The following is an 18,422-nucleotide window of genomic DNA, read 5'->3' on the forward strand; positions in this document are numbered from 1 at the left end:
ACGGAGCGGTTCTGCCCGATTCGTCCGGAACGCTGGTCGGCGCAACGGCTGCGCCCGCACGGAATCGCGTTCTAGCTCTCCCGGCCGAAGAGGGTGTCGCCCCAGTAGCCGCCCTTGCGGACGCCCGGCGGGCACGCGTAGACGCCGGACCCGACATGCTGGATGTACTCGTTCAGCGCGTCGGTGGCCAGCGAGTTCTGGACGCGGACGAAGCCCGTGCGCGGGTCGCGCTGGAAGGCGATGAAGAACAGGCCGGCGTCGAGCCGGCCGAGGCCGTCCGACCCGTCGGTGAACGAGTAGCCGCGCCGGAGGATGCGCGTCCCCTGGTTGGAGTCGGGGTGGGCGAGCCGCACGTGCGCATCGGGCTTCATCCGGGGCAGGACGGGCTTGTCGCGCTCCTTCCTCGACCCCACCGGCGCCCCCTCGCCCTTGCTCCGCCCGAAGATGTCCTCCTGCTCGCGCAGCGACGTGCGGTCCCAGGTCTCGATGTGCATCCGGATGCGGCGGGCGACGAGGTAGGAGCCGCCCGCCATCCAGTCGGCCCCGTCGCCCCCGGCCGCCCACACGTGGCGGTCGAGCAGGTCCCCCTCGGTTCCGGCGATGTTCTCGGTGCCGTCCTTGAACCCGAACAGGTTGCGCGGGGTCTGCGCGTCCGGCGTCGTCGAGGACGTCTTGCCGAAGCCGAGCTGGGACCAGCGGACCGCGACCACGCCGAACCCGATGCGCGCCAGGTTCCGGATGGCGTGCACCGCCACCTGCGGGTCGTCCGCGCAGGCCTGCACGGCGATGTCGCCGCCACTGCGGGCCGGGTCGAGGTTGTCGCCGGGGAAGTGCGGCAGGTCGACCAGGGCGGCGGGGCGGCGCGCCTTGATGCCGAACCGGTCCTCGCCGTCCTTCTCGAACAGCGAGGGGCCGAAGCCGATCGTCAGCGTGAGCCGGGACGGCGGCAGCCCGAGCGCCTCGCCGGTGTCGTCGGGCGGCGCGACCGCGGGGCCGCCGACCGCGCCGTCGCCGACGGGCCGGCCCGCGGTCATGGCGGCGGCCGCGGCCGTCCACTCCCTCAGCATCCGCACGAGCCGGTCGCGGTCGCCCGTCGTCACGTCGAACGCCGCGAAGTGCAGCCGGTCCTGCACCGGGGTGGCGATGCCCGCCTGGTGCGCGCCGTGGAAGGCGATCGCGTCGCCCGCGCCGTCGTCCTCCTCGGCGGAGGCGACCCGGTCGAGGCCGGCCCCGGCGGCGGCCCCGACGAGCAGGCTCGCGCCGGAGAACCCCAGCATCCGCCGCCGGGACATCCCCGACCGCTCCTGCGTCCCTTCGCCCGTCATGCCGCTGCGGTCCCTTCCGTCCGGATCACTTCGCGACGGCGGCGGCGAGCCTGGACAGGGGCTCGCCCAGCGCGTTCACCGCGTCGGCCAGCTCCTTGCGCTCGTCCTCGCCGACCTTGTCGTAGGAGACGTAGCCGTCGCCCTTCTCGTGCTTCTTCAGCAGCGCCTCGACGCCCGCGAAGTTGTCGTCGAGGTCCTTCGCGAGCTGCGCGTCCCGCTCCTGGACGACCGGCTTGAGCAGCTCGTAGATCTTGCCGGCGCCGTCCACGTTGGCCTTGAAGTCGACGAGGTCGGTGTGGCTGAACGCCTCCTCCTCGCCGGTGACCTTGCCGGTGGCGACCTCGTCCAGCAGTTCCTTGGCGCCGCCCGCCATGTCGTTGACGGGGTCCAGGGTGAGGCCGGGCAGCCGCGACTTCAGGGTGCCGAGGTCCGCCAGCAGCTGGTCGCCGTACTTCTCCTTGCCCTTGACGGAGCCGTCCTTCCAGAGGGCCTTCTCCAGCAGGTGCCAGCCGGACCAGTCCTTCTTCTCCTCCGGCTTGAGGTCGGCCTCGCGCGCGTCGACCTTGGGGTCGAGGTCGCCGAACTTCTCCGCGACGGGCTCGATCGTCTCCCAGCCGACGCGGGACGGCGCGTACAGCTCCTTGGCCTTCTCGACGTCGCCGGCCTTCACGGCGTCCACGAACTTCTTCGTCTTGGCGATCGTGTCGTCGGTCTGGACGATGACGAAGGCCTTGTAGTCGGCCGCGGCCTTGCTCAGGCGCGGGTCCGCGCCGCCGGCGGCGGCGCCACCGGTGACCGTGACCTCCTGGGACGGGCCCTTGCCGGTCTGCCCGGCGCTGCACAGCAGCCTGTACTTGCCGGCGGGCAGGTTCACCACGAAGTCGACGCTGGTGCCGGGGCCGATGTTCTCCCGCTCGGCGAGGATCTTGCCGTCCGGCTTGAGCACCTCGAACTCGTTGACCTTGGATCCCTTGTTGGCGACCTTGAAAGTGGTCTTGCCCGCGGGGAGGTCGGTCCTGGCGACCTCGCAGGCGTCGTCGGTGGCCGTCACGGGGATGGCGCCCGCCGCGCCCGCCTCGTCCCCGTCACCGCCGCACGCCGTCAGAAGGGACATCGACACCGCGGCGGCGCCGGCGAGCGCGAGGACGGACACAGGACGCATCAGGGTCTCCAGGAGCGTGCAAATGGTTAGGCTTACCTAAATTAGCGAAAGCTAACCTCAGCACGTCAAGTGGGGCAGGAGACAGTGAGTCATCCCACGCCGTGCGGCCTCAGCGCGGCCGCCTCAGCGCGGGCGGTCGTGCAGGCCCATCGTGAGGTTGCGCGCGGCCATCGGCGGGCCGCCGGTCTGCGGGTCGCCGTAGGGGGGCAGGTGCCCCGGGTGCTGCGGCCGCTGCTGGTGCTGGGGCGCCTGCTCGCGCTGCTGGGCCGCAGGCTCCGCCCAGACGGCCGTCCCGTACGCGCACACCTCGATGCCGCCGCCGGTCACGGCGGTGTCGAACCTCATGCCCACCACCGTGTTCGCGCCCTTGCGGCGGGCCTCCTCGCCGAGCCGGTCCACCGCCTCGCGGCGCGCCGCGGCCAGGCCCGCACCCGGCTGCTCCCCCGTCACCCGGAACGTCGCGCTGCTCCCGCCCTGCCCGGGGGCGTGGACCGCACCCTGATCGGCTCGCAGGGCCAGCCCGAGGACCTCTCCGAGCACGCTCCTGATCTCGTACCCCGCCACGCCATCAGTCGTCACGATCAGCATGGTCACCACGGTAGGACACGGTCCGGACGAAATGCGACGTAACAGCGGTAACGCGTATCTTTCCGCACCGCCGGACGCCGCCGGCCGGCGCACGCGGCGGCGCCACCGAACGCGCCCGCGGCCGCCCTCCCGGCGGACGGCCGGGAGGGCGGCCCCGTCGTCCGGACCCACGCCTCAGTCCAGATACTCCCGGAGCATCTGGGCCCGGGACGGGTGGCGCAGCTTCGCCAGCGTCTTGGACTCGATCTGGCGGATCCGCTCCCTCGTCACGCCGAACTCGCGCCCCACCTCCTCCAGGGTGCGCGGGTGGCCGTCGGCCAGGCCGAAGCGCAGCTGGATGATGCGCTGCTCCCGTTCCGACAGCGTGGCGAGGATGTCCTCCAGCTGGTCCTGCAGCAGGATGAACGCCGCGGCCTCCATCGGCACGACGGCGTCGGCGTCCTCGATGAAGTCGCCGAGGTCGGAGTCCTCCTCGCCGATCGGCGACTGCAGCGAGACCGGCTCCTGCGCGATGCGCTGGATCTCCACGACCCGGACGGGCGACAGGCCCATCTCCAGGCCGATCTCCTCGGGGCTCGGCTCCCTGCCGAAGTCCTGGTGCATCTGGCGCTGCACGCGGACCAGCTTGTTGATCGTCTCCACCATGTGCACCGGAATGCGGATCGTCCGGGCCTGGTCGGCGATCGCCCGGGTGATCGCCTGCCGGATCCACCAGGTGGCGTAGGTCGAGAACTTGAACCCCTTGGTGTAGTCGAATTTCTCGACCGCGCGGATCAGTCCGAGATTTCCCTCCTGGATCAGGTCGAGGAACAGCATTCCCCTGCCGACGTAGCGTTTGGCGATCGAGACCACCAACCGGAGATTGGCCTCGATCAGCCGTTGCTTCGCCCGCGCCCCCTCGCGGGAGAGCAGTTCGAGGTCGAGCAGCTCGCCGCGGGCGAGGACGGCGGTGCGCGCCATCTTCTCCTCGGCGAAAAGTCCCGCCTCGATCGATTTCGCGAGTTCTACCTCATCTTCTGCCGTGAGCAGCGGTACGCGACCGATCTCTCTCAGGTAGATCCGAACCAGGTCGCTCGTCGGCGCCCGCTTGCCGAGGTCTCCCTCATCCGCTCGCGGGACGTCCTCGGTCTCCTGCTGAGACTCGAGGACCTCCACCCCCTGCTCTGCGAGCATCCGGACGACCCGCTCCAGCGAGTCGTCCGGCAAGTCCGAGCGATCGAGCGCGGCAGCGACGTCCTCGACGGTCACACCGCCGCGCTCTCTGCCGCGTGCGACGAGGTCCGCCACCTGATCAACCGATGGCGCCTCGCTTGGCAGCACCGAAGGGCCCACGCAGACAGTCTGCGTCAAACGGGGCCTAGATCACAGGACCCATTTTCGCGGGGCGGCCGCCTATTGCGACCCAAGCCCTCGCTCCCGCAACACCCGTCTCTGCTGCTCAAGCGCGACAAGATCACCGAAGAGCCGGTTGTACTCCTCGGCCGCCTCGACCGGATTCAGCCGCCCGAGTTTAGACTTCACGCTGGCGATCATGCGCGTGAGCTGGCGCTCCTGGATTCTGGCCAGCAAATCCGCGGCATAGCGGTCATCCGATTCCTGGGCGGATCGGAGCGGCTCCACCCCGAGCTTGGTGATCAGATCCCTGACCTGGTCGTTCGGCGCCCGCTCCAGGAGAAGTGCGACCCACTCCGCGGCGTTCCCCGCCGCCGTGACGCCGCCCGCCTCGGCGATCACCGCCCGCACCGCCGTGTGCGGGGGCGCGATGAACGCCTCGACCGGCACCTCGTCGAAGGCCGGGCCGAGCAGCGCCGGGCGCTGGACCGCCAGTTTCAGCAGCTCGCGCTCGCGCTGGATCTCCGGATCGGCGGGGTCGAACGCGGGGCGCCGCGGAGCCCGGGACTCCGCGTCGCCGTTCCGGCCGTTCTCCGCGCCGGGGCCGTTCGCCCGGCCGTTGCCGTTCTGCGCGCGCCCGTGCCCGTTCTGGCCGCGGCCGTTCCCCGCCTGCGCGCGGCCCTGCGCCCGGTTGGCCAGCTCGCGCACGCGGCGCAGCACGAACTGCTCGTCCATGATGCCGAGCCAGCGGTCCAGGTTGACCGCGTACATGTGGCGGCGGGAGCGGTCCTTGATGGCGGCGACGACCGGGGCGGCCGCGTCCAGCGCGCCGAGCCGCCCCTCGACCGTGTCGAGGTCGTGCTGCTCGATCGCGCTGCGCACCGCGAACTCGAACAGGGGCAGCCGGGACGCCACGAGGTCGCGCACCGCCGCGTCGCCGTGCCGGATGCGCAGGTCGCACGGGTCGAGACCGTCCGGCTGGACGGCCACGAACGTCTGGGAGACGAACTTCTGCTCGTCGTCGAAGGCGCGCAGCGCCGCCTTGCGCCCGGCCGCGTCGCCGTCGAAGGTGAAGATCACCTCGCCGCGGAACTCGTCCTGGTCCATCAGCAGGCGGCGCAGCACCTTGATGTGCTCGTCGCCGAACGCCGTACCGCTGGTGGCGATGGCCGTGGGGACGCCCGCCAGGTGGCAGGCCATCACGTCGGTGTAGCCCTCGACCACCACGGCCTGCCGCCGCCGTGCGATCTCCTTCTTGGCGAGGTCGGCGCCGTACAGCACCGAGCCCTTGTGGAAGAGCGGCGACTCGGGGGTGTTCAGGTACTTGGGGCCGTCGTCGTCCTCGAAGAGGCGCCGCGCGCCGAACCCGATGACGTCGCCGGACAGGTCGCGGATCGGCCACATCAGCCGGCCGCGGAACCGGTCCATCGGGCCGCGCCGCCCCTCCTTGGCCAGGCCGCCGGCGACGATGTCGCGGTCGGCGAAGCCGCGCCCGCGCAGGTGCCGGACGAGGCCCTCCCACTCGCGGGGCGCGAACCCGACGCCGAAGTGCTCGGCGTCGGCGGCCTCGAAGCCGCGCTCGGACAGGAACGTGCGGCCGGGCGCGCCGGCGGCGGACTTCAGCTGCTCGGCGTAGTACTCGGCGGCCGCCCGGTGCGCCTCGACCAGCCGGGCGCGCTGCCCGCCGTCCTGGCGGGGGCCGCGCCCGCCGCCCTCCTCGTAGCGCAACTGGATCCCGGCCTGGGCGGCGAGCCGCTCCACCGACTCGGAGAAGCTGAGGTGCTCGATCTCCTGGACGAACTTGATGACGTCGCCGCCCGCCTCGCAGCCGAAGCAGAAGTACAGCCCGCGCGAGGGGGTCACGTTGAACGACGGGGACTTCTCGTCATGGAACGGGCACAGGCCCTTGAGATTGCCGCCGCCCGCGTTGCGCAGCTGCAGGTACTCGCCGATCACGTCGGCGATGGACGAGCGCTCCCGCACGAGCGCGATGTCCTCATTGCGAATCCGGCCTGCCACGACTGAGGAGTCTACGGCGGGCCCGTGACATCGAGCGCATCGCACCGCGACGGGCATGGGTGCGCCCCCGTCCCCCTCGGGACCGCAGGGGGCGGGGGCGCGCCAGGTCAGCCCGCCCGGAAGCGGCCGAAGAGCCGGCACATGAACTCCGTGCCCTGCCTGAGGGCCTCGACGGTGATGCGCTCGTCGTTGCCGTGCATCGCGACCAGCTGGTCGTTGTCGACGACGTAGGGGTAGACGCCGTAACCGGGGACGCCCTTCGAGGTCCACGGCGACAGGCTCGTCCCCGCCTCGAACAGGGCGGGCGCGAAGACCGCGTCCGGGTAGGTCTCGGCGGCGCCGCCGATGGCCTCGAACAGCGGCGAGTCCAGGCTGGAGGGCGGCTTGGCCCAGGTCTCGTCCAGCCGCCTGAGGGCGTCCTCCTCCGACTCCCCGGGGTTGCCCGCGAGCGTGACGGTCACGTCGCGGTCGGCGAGGCGCCTGCGGATCGCGGCCAGGAAGTCGCGCGGCCGCTGGCCGCCGGGGACGCCCCGGCAGTTGAGGCGCAGCGTGGCCTTGGACGGGATGACGTTCTCCTTGTACCCCGCGTCCTCGATCACGAAGGCGTGCGTGGTGCGGAGGAGGGCCTGGTGCAGCCACGGGTAGGAGCTGCGCTGGCCCCCTTCATGTCCAGGGCTCCGCGGCCGTAGATCTCACCGTCCCGAACGATTCCGGCGAACGGGTCGACTGACCATTTGTCACGTTCCACCGGAACGACATCGGAATGTCCGAGCAGCAGCAGCGGGGGCGCCGCGGTGGTGCCCTCGATCCGGGCGATGAGGTGGACGTTGTCCTTCTTCGGCGTGGGGATGATCTGCGCGGGGACCCCCGCGGAGTCCCAGACGGCCTTGAGCATCTCGGCGTAGGGCCGGGTGACGCCGCCCTCCCCGAAGTTCTGGGTGTCGAACGACAGCATCTTCTTCAGCAGGGCCTGCGGGTCGAGGTCGGCGGTCGCGGGCCCGCGACCGGGGCGGGCGAGGGCGGAACGGCCGGCGGGCGCGGCGGCGGCGGTGCCGCCGGCGAGCACGCCGCCCGCGAGCAGGACGGCGCCCGCGCCGGTGCGGTGCAGGAAGGCGCGGCGGGTGACGGCGGGTGGGGAGTCGGGCATGGGAGCTCCTCCTTCGAACCCCGGACGGGCTTCGTGATCAAAGGTGACACGGCGGAGCGCCGATCTCCAGGGCGGCGGTCCGCCGGTCCCCCGGCACGGCCTCCGAGCAGCTCGAACCCGGGAACATCCCGCAGTGCCGGAATATACGATCCGATGGCCGGACTCGGCCGGGTTAACGGCGAGTAACCCTGGTTTTACTCTGGACAACGCGGACCGCACCGCGATGAGATGGCCCACCGTAGATTTGCCCATCCCCAGGCGGACCCGATGACGGATGTTGTGCTGGACGGCGTCGACAAGGTGTATCCCGGCGGCCAGGTGGCCGTCCGCAACGTCCGCCTGCGCATCACCGACGGGGAGCTGTTCGTCCTGCTCGGACCGTCCGGCTGCGGCAAGTCGACCATCCTGCGCATGATCGCCGGGCTGGAGGAGATCACCGGCGGGGACCTGTGGCTGGACGGCACCGTGGCCAACGACCTGCCGCCGCGCGACCGGAACGTGGCGATGGTGTTCCAGGAGGGCGCGCTCTACCCGCACCGCACGGTCAAGGGCAACATGATGTTCCCGCTGGAGGTGTCGGGGGACGACCGCGCCGAGGCGTCCGCGAAGGTCGTCGAACTGGCGCGCGCGCTCGGCATCAACACGATGATCGACCGGCTGCCGCGCACGCTTTCGGGGGGCCAGCGGCAGCGGGCCGCGATCGGGCGGGCGCTGATCCGCGAGCCGTCGCTGTTCCTGATGGACGAACCGCTGTCGAGCCTGGACGCGGGACTGCGCACGGAGCTGCGCGTCGAGATCGCCGCGCTGGTCCGCTCCAGCCGCACCACCACCGTCTACGTCACGCACGACCAGGTCGAGGCCATGACCATGGCCGACCGGATGGGCGTGCTGCGCGACGGCGTCCTGGAGGACGTCGGCACCCCCGAGCAGATCTACGAGGACCCGGCGACGGTGTTCGTGGCCGCGTTCCTCAGCTCACCTCCGATCAACCTGCTGCAGGCCACCCTGTGGGCCGTCGAGGGCCAGGGGCTGATGCTCGACCTCGGGCCGCAGCGGCTCACCCTGCCCTGGAACGACCCGCGGGCGGCCGCGCTGATCAGCCATCAGGGCCGGCCCGTGATCGTCGGGATCCGGCCCGACACGATGATGCCGATCGCCCCGGGCTCGCCCGCCCCGTCCGGGACCGTCCTGTCCGGCCAGGTCCGCGCGCTGGAGTTCCACGGGCACGAGTGGCTCGCCTACGCCGAGGCTGGCATCCCCACGGTGGACGCGACCGAGGTCGGGCGTCCCGAGCGGCCGCGGGTCCCCGCGGCGGAGCGGCCCGGGCTGCGCGACCGGGTGCGGGCACTGTTCGGGAGGCCGGCCGAGGAGGCGCCGATCGAGGAGCACGCGGGCCACCACCGGCGGTCCGACCTCGTCTTCCGCATCGCGCCCGGCGGGCGGCCCGACCGGGGCGACCGCGTCGCGCTGGCGGTCGACCTGGACCGGGTCCTGTTCTTCGGCGCGGACGGCCGGCGCATCACCCCCGTCCACCGCTAGTCACGATCGACCGCGCCGGCCGCGCAGGACTCCCGCGAGCCGGCGCATCCCCTCGTCGATCTCGGGCGGCGTCACGGCGCCGTACCCGAAGACCAGGCCCGCGACGGGCCGCCCGGTCACGGCGAACTCCGACAGCGCGAACAGCCCGACGCCCGCGCCGAGCGCCCGCGCGGCGACGGCGGCGTCGTCGGCGCCGTCCCGCAACAGCGCGCTCAGATGCAGCCCCGCCTCGGACGGGACGAGGTCGAGCCGGTCCCCCGGCAGCCCGGCGACCCGTTCGGCGACGCGCTCGTGCCGCGCCCGGTACTCGCGGCGCGACCTGCGGATGTGCCGGGCGAGCAGGCCCTCGTCGATGAACCGGGCGAGCGCCGCCTGCGCGGGCAGCTCGGCGTGCCAGGACGAGACGTAGCGCGCCATCCGGAAGGCGTGGTGCAGCGACGGCGGCGCCACCAGGAACCCCAGCCGCAGCACCGGCCGCATGATCTTTGAGAAGGTGCCCGTGTACAGGACGCGGCCGTCCTCGTCGAGGCTCTGCAGCGGCTCGACGGGCCGCCCGCCGTACCGGTACTCGGTGTCGTAGTCGTCCTCGACGATCACCACGTCGCGCCGCCGCGCCCAGTCGAGCAGCGCCCTGCGGCGCGGCAGCGACATCGGCATGCCCAGCGGGAACTGGTGCGAGGGGGTGACGTAGACGGCCCGCGCCTCGCCGGGCAGCGCGTCCACGCGGAGCCCCTCGGCGTCGACCGGCACGCCGCGCACCCGCATCCCGGCCGCGGCGAGGAGCATCCGCACGGGCGGGTACCCGGGGTCCTCCACGGCCACCACGTCGCCCGGTTCGAGGAGGACCCGGACGATCAGGTCGAGGGCCTGCTGGACGCCGGAGGTGACGACGACGTCGGCCCCGCTCGCCCGCACCGACCGCGAGACGCCCACATGCCGGGCGACGGCCTCGCGCAGCGCGGGCAGCCCGGCCGGGTCGGCCGCCGAGGCGGGATCGGCCAGCCCCGAGGGCCGCAGCACTCCCGACATGATCCGCCGCCATGCCTCATAGGGGAACAGCCGCACGTCGGGCAGCCCGGCGCGGAAGTCCCACCGGATTCCCGGCATCGGCGCCGGCCACACCGACACCCCCTCCCACACGCCGCGCGGCCGCAGCGGCGAGGCCGCGGACGCGCCGCGCGCGGCGGACCCCGTCTCCCGGACGAACGTCCCCGCGCCCACCCGGCTCGTCAGGAACCCCTCGGCGGCGAGCCGGTCGTAGGCGACGCCGACCGTGTTGCGGGAGATCGCCAGGCGTCGCGCCAGCTCACGCGTCGGTGGCAGCGCCTCCCCCGCACGCAGCCGGCCGTCCAGGACCGCGGCGCGCAACTGGCCGTAGATCTGCCCGGCCAGGTCGCGGCGCCCGACCAGGCTCACATGGAGGTCCACGGTGCCGACCCTAGATCGGCTCAGTCATTCTGCGCAATTTTGGACCTGTACCTGGGCCTCTGCGAGTCCCTACCGTGGCCGTATGGACCTGCTGAACGAATTGCTCACAACCGATTTCCGCCCACTCGACCGGAAGGCGGCCGATCTCTACCTGTCCGTCGTCGCGCAGGTGAAGCCGGACGCGCTGCACCTGCCGACGCCGTGCCCCGACTGGACGCTGCACGGCCTGCTGCGCCACCAGGTGAGCCAGGACGAGGGCTTCGCGGCCGCCGCCCGGGGCGAGGGCGCGCGGCTGTCCGCCTGGCGCGGCGGCGACCTCGGCGGCGACCCCCTCGGCGCGGCGCGGGCCTCCGCCGACCTCGTGACGAAGGCCTTCACGGAGGTGGCCCTGGACGCCGAACTGGCCCTTCCCGAAATCCGCGACGGCGGCGCCTTCCCCGCCGCGCTGGCGATCAGCTTCCACTTCGTCGACCTGGTCGTGCACGCCTGGGACGTCGCCGCCTCGATCGGCGCGGCCTGGGAGCCCGCCGGGGAACTCGTGGAGGCGTCCCTCAAGATCGCCGCCATCGTTCCCGCGGAGGGCCGGGGCCCCGGCGACTCGTTCGCCCCGTCCGTCCCCTCCTCGGACGGCGCGGAGCCGCGGGACCGCCTGCTCACCCTCCTCGGCCGGGCCCCCTCATGGCGCTCCTGAGGACCCGGTGGAGCGCGGGGCCGGTCCGGGCGACGGGCCCGGTCCTCGTCAGCGTCACCCACTTCACCTGCGCGCACCCGCCCGACCTGCCGAGGGCCTTCCACGCGGGCATGGTGCTGCGCCGGTCGTGGCCGGACCTGGAGGGCGCCGTCGGCCTGTGGCTGTGGACGGACCTCCGCCGGCGCAGGTGCGGCTCCGTCTCGGTCTGGACCGGCGAGGACGCGCTGCGCGGATTCGTCGCCTGGCCGCCGCACGTCGCCATCATGCGGAGGTTCCGGCGGCGCGGGACGATCCGTGCCGACACCTGGTGGTCGGACGCCTTCGAGCCTGCCGGGACGTGGGCGCGCGCGGAGCGGGTCCTCGCTCAGGCCGGGGCGGGGGCGGCCTCGCAGATCATCGACGCCTCCCGGTAAAAACCGATCTTCACCTTGATCTGCCTCTGCTGCGCGCGCAGCGTGGCGATCTGCTCCTCGACGCGGCGGTCGTGCTCCTGCAGCAGGTCGAGCCGCTCCTGGACGGTCTCGCCGCCGCCGCGGGCCAGCTCGGAGTAGCGCAGCATCTCGGCTATCGGCATCCCGGTGCCGCGCAGGCAGCGCAGCATCCCGAGCCATTGCAGGTCGTCGTCGGAGAACACGCGCCGTCCCGACGCGTTCCGCGCGATCTCGGACAGCAGCCCGATCTTCTCGTAGTAGCGCAGCGTGTCGATGCTGAAACCGCTCTTCTCGGCGGTCTCGGCGGGAGAGTAGGAGCTCACGCACCCCAGGATCGCACCTGGAGTGCACTCCAGGTCAACGTCCGGCCGGTACGCCCGCTTGACCTGGAGCGCACTCCAGGGCACAGAGTGGAAGGAGACGCACGACACGAACCACGCGAAGGGAATGCCATGCGCATTGGACTCCAGGTTCCGAGCTTCACCTTCCCCGGAGGGCCTGAGCAGATCGGCCCGTCCTTCGGACGCGTCGCCCGCGAGGCCGACCAGGGCGGGCTGCACTCGCTTTGGGTGATGGACCACTTCTTCCAGATCGGCGCCGTGGGCCCGCCGGAGGAACCCATGCTGGAGGGCTACTCGGCGCTCGCGTACGCGGCGGCGCTGACCGAGCGGATCACCCTCGGGACGATGGTCACCGGGGTCACCTACCGGCACCCCGGCGTCCTGGTCAAGACGGTGACCACGCTGGACGTCCTGTCGGGCGGGCGCGCGTGGCTCGGCATCGGCGCGGCCTGGAACGACGAGGAGTCGCGCGGCCTCGGCATCCGGTTCCCGCCGACCGCGGAGCGGTTCGAGCGGCTGGAGGAGACGCTGCGGATCGCCCGCCGGATGTGGGAGGGCGACGAGTCGCCGTTCGAGGGGGAGCACTACACGCTGGAGCGCCCGCTCAACTCACCGCCCGCGCTGCGGCGCCCCCACCCGCCGATCCTCGTCGGCGGGGGCGGCGAGAAGAAGACGCTGCGGTTCGTGGCGAAGTACGCCGACGCCTGCAACCTCTTCGACGGCGACGAGCTGCCCCGCAAGCTGGAGGTCCTGCGGGAGCACTGCGAGCGCGAGGGCCGCGACCACACCGAGATCGAGAAGACGTCGCTGACCTTCTTCACCGGGACGCCCTCGGTCGGCGCCGCCGTCGACACCGTCGGGCGGCTCGCCGAGCGGGGCATCGACCACGTGATCTTCTCGCAGGGCACCGGCCAGGACCTCGCCGGCATCCTCGCCGAGGCCCTGGTCCAGACCGAAAAGATCGTCCCGGCGGGCAGGTGAGAGCCGGGTTCCGCGCGCCGCGCCGCGGCGCGCGGAACGCGACCCGCCGGTACACGGCGCCGGACGCGGCCCCGTCTCATGCCGTCGCGGGGGTGAACACCCACTTCTTGTACGACCAGTAGCGGAACACCGATCCGAGGCCGACGCCCGCGAGGAGCCCCAGGTTGTAGGCGATCCCGCCGTGCAGGCCAAGGGTGTAGTAGGTGAAGCCGGTGCACAGCACCTGGATCAGCAGCCCGACGCCGTTCAGCGCGAAGAAGATCGCGACCTCCCGGCCGGAGCCGTCGCTGTCGCGGTGCCGGAACGTCCAGAACCGGTTGAGCAGGTAGGAGGACAGGGTGGACACCACGGTCGGAACGACGACGCTCGTGACCGGGCTGCCGCCGAGCCACGCGCGCATCAGGTTGGCGCCGAAGAACATGATCAGCGTGCCGACGCACCCTACGAAACCGAAACTGAGCAGCTCCCGAAGGAATGTCCACAGCGCCGTGGCGGACGTGACCGTTTCGGCCGGTCTCGACCGCTGCATGGTGCTCACTCGCCCAGACCTTACCTGAGTAGGACATATACGAAGGTCGTTACCCCGCAAAGATCAACGGGCACGGCCGCGACCGCCCTCCCTCACCGCTCGGCCGTCACCGCCGCCGGGGCGAGCAGGACGATCAGCCCGACCAGCGCGACCGGGACGGCCAGCGCCCACGTCAGGCCCACGCCCTGCGCGATGAACCCGATGACGGGCGGGCCGCCGAGCAGACCGAGGTAGCCGACGCCGGTGACCCGGGAGATCCCGGCCGCGGGCGGGACGCCGGGCACGTTGCCCGCCGCGCTGAAGGTGACGGGCGCCACGACCGCGACGCCGAGGCCGAACAGCGTGAACCCTGCCACCGCCGCCATGGGGTCGCCCGCCGCGAGCCCGAGGCCGAGCCCGAGGGCGGCCACAAGCGAGCCGCCCCGCAGCACCGGGACGGGCCCGAAGCGCGCGACGACCTGGTCGCCGGTGAGCCGCCCCACGGTCATCGCCACCGCGCACCCGGCGTAACCGAGCCCCGCCACCCCGGGCCCGGTGCCGAGGTTCTCCCGCAGGTAGATCGCGCTCCAGTCGGCCATGGCGCCCTCCCCGACGAACGAGCACAGCCCGATGACGCCGAGCATGATCAGCGGCCGGCGCGGGGAGCGCGCGGGGGCGGGGGCGTCCTCGTCCGGCTCGGGGAACTCGTCGGCGGAACGGTCCAGCAGGCCGCGGCAGCCGAGGGCCAGCAGGGCGATCAGCACCGCCGCCGCGACCGCCAGATGCAGCGGGACGGCAACGCCCGCGTGCGCGGCCGCCGCGCCGGCCAGCGCCGCCAGCAGCGTCCCGATGCTGTAGGAGCCGTGCAGCCCGGACATCAGCGGGCGGCCGTAGCCGCGCTCCACGGCGACGCCCTGCGCGTTCATCGCCACGTCCATCAGGCCGAGCGAGGCGCCCATCAGCAGCAGCGAGAAGATCAGCCCGCCGAGGTTCCAGGCGAGGCCGAGGGGGACCAGCGCCACCGCGCCGGTGGACCCGGCGGCGATCGTCGTCACGCGGCTGCCCCACCGGTCGATGATCCGCCCCGCGAACCGGACGGCCGCGACGACGCCGACGGGCGCGCCGAGCAGCGCCACGCCCATCGCGCCCTCGCTCAGCCCGAGATGCTCCTTGATCTGCGGGATGCGGGCGACCCAGGCGGCGCCGAGCAGGCCGTGGGCGGCGAACGCCAGCGTCACCGCGGTGCGCGCCCGGGCCGGCGTCGCGATCTTCTCGGTCACCACTCAGCAGACTGTACGTGGCTTACGCGACAGGGCCCGTCCCGGCCGCCTCACACCAGGTCGGCGAGCGGCACCCCCGGATCGGCGAGGCGGGCGGCGTCCACCGGGCGCCCGGAGCGGATCAGCGCCTGGACGTCCCCGGTGACGTCCCACACGTTGACGTTCATGCCGGCGACGACCCGGCCGCCCGACAGCCAGAACGCGACGAACTCCCGCCCGGGGACGTCCCCGCGGTACACGACCTCGTCGTACTCCCCCGGCGCCGCGACGCCCGACATCTCCATCCCGAGGTCGTACTGGTCGCTGAAGAAGTAGGGGATCCGGTCGTAGACGACGTCCTGGCCGAGCATCGCGCGGGCCGCGGCGGGCCCTCCGTCCAGGGCGTTCGCCCAGTGCTCGACGCGGATCCGGCGGCCGAGCAGCGGATTGTAGGCGTTGGCCACGTCCCCGGCCGCGAAGATGTCGGGGTCGGACGTGCGCAGCGACTGGTCGACGAGGATCCCGTCGGACACCTCCAGCCCGGCCTCCTCGGCGAGCCCGCTCCTGGGCCGCACCCCGATGCCGACGATCACGACGTCCGCGGGCACCTCGGCGCCGCCGGAGGTCACGACCGCCGACACCTGCCCGGCGCCCCAGAACCCGGCCACGCCCTCGTCCATCCGCAGGACGACCCCGTGCTCGCGGTGCAGGTCGGCGAACATCCCGCCGAGCTCGGGCCCCATCGCGGCGTGCAGCGGCACCGGCTCCGGTTCGATGACCGTCACCTCGTTGCCGTGCCCGCGGGCGGCGGCCGCCGCCTCCAGCCCGATCCACCCCGCCCCGGCCACCACGACCCGGCGGCCGCCGGGCGCCAGCGCCTGCTTCAACGCGGCCGAGTCGGCCATCGTCCGCAGGTAGTGGATGCCCTGGAGCTTGGAGCCCGGCACGTCCAGCCGGCGCGGGGAGGCGCCCGTCGCCAGCAGCAGCCTGTCGTAGGAGACCGGCTCCTCGGTGGACAGCCGGACCTGGTGCGCGCCCCGGTCGATGGACGCGACGGACGTGCCGGCCCGCAACTCCACGTCGTGCTTGTCGTACCAGTCGGCCTCGTGGACGTGCGCCTTCTCCCGGGGCTCCTTGTCCAGCAGGAACCCCTTGGACAGCGGAGGCCGCTCGTACGGCCGCTCGATCTCCTCCCCGACCAGCAGCACTCTGCCCGCGAAGCCCTCCTCCCGGAGCGTCTCGGCGGCCTTGGCCCCGGCCAGGCCGGCGCCGGCGATGACGAACGTCTCCTCGGGCATGGTGACCTCCTGTAGTGGACCTGTAGCTATCCCTACAGCGGCCTATGCCACGAGACAAGGGTCCATCGTCTGGCGCGTCGAGGCGTGTCCCGCCCCGCGCCTCCCCCACCGGAGGGTCAGTGCCCGCGTCCGCCCAGCATGCGGTGGCGGGCCATCGCCGACAGGTCGGTCAGGGACGCGATCTGGTCGATCACGGCGCGCAGCCGGGCCGCGTCGTCGGAGGCGTCCACGAACGCGTCGCGGAAGCCCGGGTCGAGCGTGTCCGGCGCGCCCGCGAGCATCATCTCCGCGAGTTCGGTGATCAGCGTCCGCTGGCGGGCCCTGACCTCCTCGTGGCTGATCCACACGTAGTGCGCCGTGATGCCCTTGAGCAGGGCGTTCTCCAGCCACTGCGGCCGCGGGACGATCAGCTCCGCCGCGTAGCGGGTGAGCGGGCGGTCGCCGTAGGCCTCCCGCGTGGCGGCCTCGGCGGCCAGGCAGAACCGCCCGATCAGCGTGCTGGTCAGGTTCTTGAGGGCGGCGAGGCTGCGCGGGGTCCCGTCGTAGCGGTCGGGCCAGTAGGGCTCGGCGAGCAGCGCGGAGAAGCGCTCCTCCAGCTCCGCCTGGCCTGCGTCGGGGCAGTACAGCTTGGCCGCCGTGGCGGCGACGAGGCGGCGCTCGGCGGGGTCGGCGAGACGGCCGAAGTCGACGTGCCCGGCGACCAGCGCGTCCTCCAGGTCGTGGACGGAGTAGGCGACGTCGTCGCTCCAGTCCATGACCTGGGCCTCGAAGCAGGTGCGGCCCGGCTCGGCGCCGTCGCGCACCCAGCGCGCCACGTCCGCGTCGTCGTCGTAGACGCCGAACTTGCCGTTCACGGCCTCGGCCTGCGACCACGGGTACTTCATCGCGGCGTCCAGCGCGGCGCGGGTCAGGTTGAGGCCGACGCTGCGGCCGTGCAGGGGCGACCCGTCCGCGCCGAAGGACTTGGGCTCCAGCCTGGTCAGGACGCGCAGGCTCTGCGCGTTGCCCTCGAACCCGCCGCAGTCGCGCGCGACGATGTCGAGCGCGTACTCGCCGTTGTGCCCGAACGGCGGATGCCCGATGTCGTGCGACAGGCAGGCCGTCTCCACGAGGTCGGGGTCGCAGCCGAGCGACTTGCCCAGCTCGCGGCCGACCTGCGCGCACTCCAGCGAGTGGGTGAGGCGCGTGCGCAGGCTCTGCACGGTGTCGGCCGCGGCGTCGGCGCCGGGCGAGGCCACCTGCGTCTTGGCGGCCAGCCTGCGGAGCGCGGCGCTGTGCAGGACCCGGGCCCGGTCGCGTTCGAACGCCGTGCGGTCGCGCCGCTTGGGGGGCTCGGGCGCCCAGCGTTCCTTGTCACGGCCGTCGTAGCCCGTGGTCACGTTGATCGTCATGTCCCTATCCAGGGTAGAGGGCCGCGGAGGGCCTCAGCGCCCCGGCGACGGCGACGACGGGGGCTGAGACGAGGACGGGGGCTGAGACGACGAGGGCGTCTCGGACGGGTCGATGTGGATCCGCTTGATGGTCTCGTCCGGCACCTGGACGCTCTTGCCCAGCAGCACGTACGACAGGTACCCGCCGGTCTCGCGGACGATGTAGTGGAACTGGGTGTCGCGGGTCTGCACGCTCGGGCCGCTGCGGGTCGGCGACGCGGCGGCCCTGATGCCGCTGTCCTCGGCCATCTTCTTGGAGCGCAGCCCGTGCCACGGGTCGGTGACGATCACGCCCGACGACCAGTGGTGCCGGTCGAACTCCTTGCCGACGGCCTTCATGCTCTCCAGCGTGTCGCGCCCGACGGGCACCTCGAAGACCCGGGAGGCGGGCACGCCGCCCTTGGTGATCAGCCAGCCGCGGCCGGCCCCGGCCTCGGTGTAGTTGTCGCCGGGCGCCTTGCCGCCCACCGTCACGATGGCCGGCGCGACCCCGCCGCGGTACAGCTCCAGGGCGTGCTGGAGCCGCCATTTCAGCGTCGGGGACGGCACCCCGTTGTACTGCGCGGCGCCCAGCACGATGATCGCGTCGGAGCGGGGCCGCTCGTCCTGGCGGGCCTGGTGCCAGATCCGCGCCCCGACGGCGAGCGGCGTCAGCACCGTGATCGCCAGCAGCCCGATCACCACCGCGGCCGGGATCGTGAACCAGGGCGACCGGCGCCACCGGCCGCGCCCACGGCGCCGCCGCGGCCGGTCCGCCCGGTCCTCGGGCCCGTCCGCCTCATCGTCTTCCGGCGTGAACTCCGGCAACTCCGCTTCCAACGTCATCGCATCGGACACGTTAGTGAGATGTTCCGGCATGCGCGCCAGGTTCGCCAGGTCGGCGTGTCATCCGTCCCACATCGGTCCCGCCGGCCGGCCCGGGGCGTGCGGGGGCCGGCCGCCG

The 18,422-nt window shown here is 72.8% G+C and carries 18 protein-coding genes; 4 read left to right on the plus strand and 14 right to left on the minus strand.

Translation table 11 applies throughout. From position 1 onward, the window contains the following. Positions 1-71 precede the first annotated feature (71 nt). From efeB to CHC11_RS42085, 7 genes are all read right to left on the minus strand, one after another. Positions 72-1,325 (minus strand): iron uptake transporter deferrochelatase/peroxidase subunit, encoded by a 1,254-nt coding sequence (gene efeB / locus CHC11_RS16555; RefSeq protein WP_089312649.1) that lies wholly within the window; start codon positions 1,323-1,325, stop codon positions 72-74. Positions 1,326-1,350: 25 nt separating this feature from the next. After that, positions 1,351-2,487: an iron uptake system protein EfeO gene (gene efeO / locus CHC11_RS16560; RefSeq protein ID WP_089312650.1), complete on the minus strand. Its 1,137-nt coding sequence runs from the start codon at positions 2,485-2,487 to the stop codon at positions 1,351-1,353. A gap of 123 nt (positions 2,488-2,610) precedes the next feature. Further along, positions 2,611-3,075: a YbjQ family protein gene (locus tag CHC11_RS16565; protein ID WP_089313003.1), complete on the minus strand. Its 465-nt coding sequence runs from the start codon at positions 3,073-3,075 to the stop codon at positions 2,611-2,613. A gap of 174 nt (positions 3,076-3,249) precedes the next feature. Next, the gene (rpoD, locus tag CHC11_RS16570; protein ID WP_089312651.1) at positions 3,250-4,395 is read right to left on the minus strand and encodes an RNA polymerase sigma factor RpoD; all 1,146 of its coding nucleotides are present in this window, start codon (positions 4,393-4,395) and stop codon (positions 3,250-3,252) included. 72 nt (positions 4,396-4,467) lie between these two features. Beyond that, a complete protein-coding gene (dnaG, locus tag CHC11_RS16575; RefSeq protein WP_089312652.1) occupies positions 4,468-6,426 on the minus strand; it encodes a DNA primase in 1,959 nt (652 codons plus the stop codon). A gap of 107 nt (positions 6,427-6,533) precedes the next feature. Next, the gene (locus CHC11_RS42080; protein WP_218826127.1) at positions 6,534-7,025 is read right to left on the minus strand and encodes a peptidase dimerization domain-containing protein; all 492 of its coding nucleotides are present in this window, start codon (positions 7,023-7,025) and stop codon (positions 6,534-6,536) included. Continuing rightward, positions 7,022-7,573 carry a M20/M25/M40 family metallo-hydrolase gene (locus CHC11_RS42085; protein ID WP_218826128.1) on the minus strand — a complete coding sequence of 184 codons (552 nt, stop codon included), beginning with the start codon at positions 7,571-7,573 and terminating at the stop codon, positions 7,022-7,024. Before CHC11_RS42085 ends, CHC11_RS42080 begins: the two co-directional genes overlap by 4 nt. 267 nt (positions 7,574-7,840) lie before the next feature. Here CHC11_RS42085 and CHC11_RS16585 point away from each other — a divergent pair, with 267 nt between their 5' ends. After that, positions 7,841-9,112 carry an ABC transporter ATP-binding protein gene (locus CHC11_RS16585; RefSeq protein WP_089312653.1) on the plus strand — a complete coding sequence of 424 codons (1,272 nt, stop codon included), beginning with the start codon at positions 7,841-7,843 and terminating at the stop codon, positions 9,110-9,112. On the opposite strand, the gene pdxR is transcribed toward CHC11_RS16585, so the two are convergent. Then, entirely contained in the window at positions 9,113-10,540 is a 1,428-nt protein-coding gene (gene pdxR, locus CHC11_RS16590; protein WP_089312654.1) for a MocR-like pyridoxine biosynthesis transcription factor PdxR, read from the minus strand. It lies immediately after the preceding gene. A gap of 82 nt (positions 10,541-10,622) precedes the next feature. On the opposite strand from pdxR, the gene CHC11_RS16595 reads away from it, so the two are divergent. Next, positions 10,623-11,231, plus strand: coding sequence for a TIGR03086 family metal-binding protein (locus CHC11_RS16595; protein ID WP_089312655.1), 609 nt, complete (start codon positions 10,623-10,625; stop codon positions 11,229-11,231). Next, positions 11,219-11,644 carry a hypothetical protein gene (locus CHC11_RS16600; RefSeq protein ID WP_179278872.1) on the plus strand — a complete coding sequence of 142 codons (426 nt, stop codon included), beginning with the start codon at positions 11,219-11,221 and terminating at the stop codon, positions 11,642-11,644. Before CHC11_RS16595 ends, CHC11_RS16600 begins: the two co-directional genes overlap by 13 nt. On the opposite strand, the gene CHC11_RS16605 is transcribed toward CHC11_RS16600, so the two are convergent. Continuing rightward, positions 11,596-11,985, minus strand: a complete 390-nt coding sequence (locus CHC11_RS16605; protein WP_089312656.1) for a MerR family transcriptional regulator — start codon at positions 11,983-11,985, stop codon at positions 11,596-11,598. The two genes, CHC11_RS16600 and CHC11_RS16605, sit on opposite strands and share 49 nt — an antisense overlap. A 129-nt stretch (positions 11,986-12,114) precedes the next feature. On the opposite strand from CHC11_RS16605, the gene CHC11_RS16610 reads away from it, so the two are divergent. After that, positions 12,115-12,984 carry an LLM class F420-dependent oxidoreductase gene (locus CHC11_RS16610; RefSeq protein ID WP_089312657.1) on the plus strand — a complete coding sequence of 290 codons (870 nt, stop codon included), beginning with the start codon at positions 12,115-12,117 and terminating at the stop codon, positions 12,982-12,984. 76 nt (positions 12,985-13,060) lie between these two features. Here the strand turns inward: CHC11_RS16610 and CHC11_RS16615 are convergent, their stop codons facing one another. The 5 genes from CHC11_RS16615 to CHC11_RS16635 form a co-directional block, all read right to left on the minus strand. Next, entirely contained in the window at positions 13,061-13,513 is a 453-nt protein-coding gene (locus CHC11_RS16615) for a GtrA family protein (protein ID WP_245919397.1), read from the minus strand. Positions 13,514-13,605: 92 nt separating this feature from the next. After that, a complete protein-coding gene (locus CHC11_RS16620; RefSeq protein ID WP_089312659.1) occupies positions 13,606-14,775 on the minus strand; it encodes an MFS transporter in 1,170 nt (389 codons plus the stop codon). A gap of 47 nt (positions 14,776-14,822) precedes the next feature. Further along, complete coding sequence (locus CHC11_RS16625) at positions 14,823-16,049, minus strand: NAD(P)/FAD-dependent oxidoreductase (protein ID WP_089312660.1); 1,227 nt, start codon at positions 16,047-16,049, stop codon at positions 14,823-14,825. Between the two features lie 116 nt (positions 16,050-16,165). Next, positions 16,166-17,440 carry a deoxyguanosinetriphosphate triphosphohydrolase gene (locus tag CHC11_RS16630; protein ID WP_089312661.1) on the minus strand — a complete coding sequence of 425 codons (1,275 nt, stop codon included), beginning with the start codon at positions 17,438-17,440 and terminating at the stop codon, positions 16,166-16,168. Positions 17,441-17,473: 33 nt separating this feature from the next. After that, positions 17,474-18,304 carry a YdcF family protein gene (locus CHC11_RS16635; protein ID WP_089312662.1) on the minus strand — a complete coding sequence of 277 codons (831 nt, stop codon included), beginning with the start codon at positions 18,302-18,304 and terminating at the stop codon, positions 17,474-17,476. Between the last annotated feature and the right edge of the window lie 118 nt (positions 18,305-18,422).

Source organism: Actinomadura mexicana, from assembly GCF_900188105.1.
In the GTDB taxonomy this organism is placed as follows: Bacteria; Actinomycetota; Actinomycetes; order Streptosporangiales; family Streptosporangiaceae; genus Spirillospora; species Spirillospora mexicana.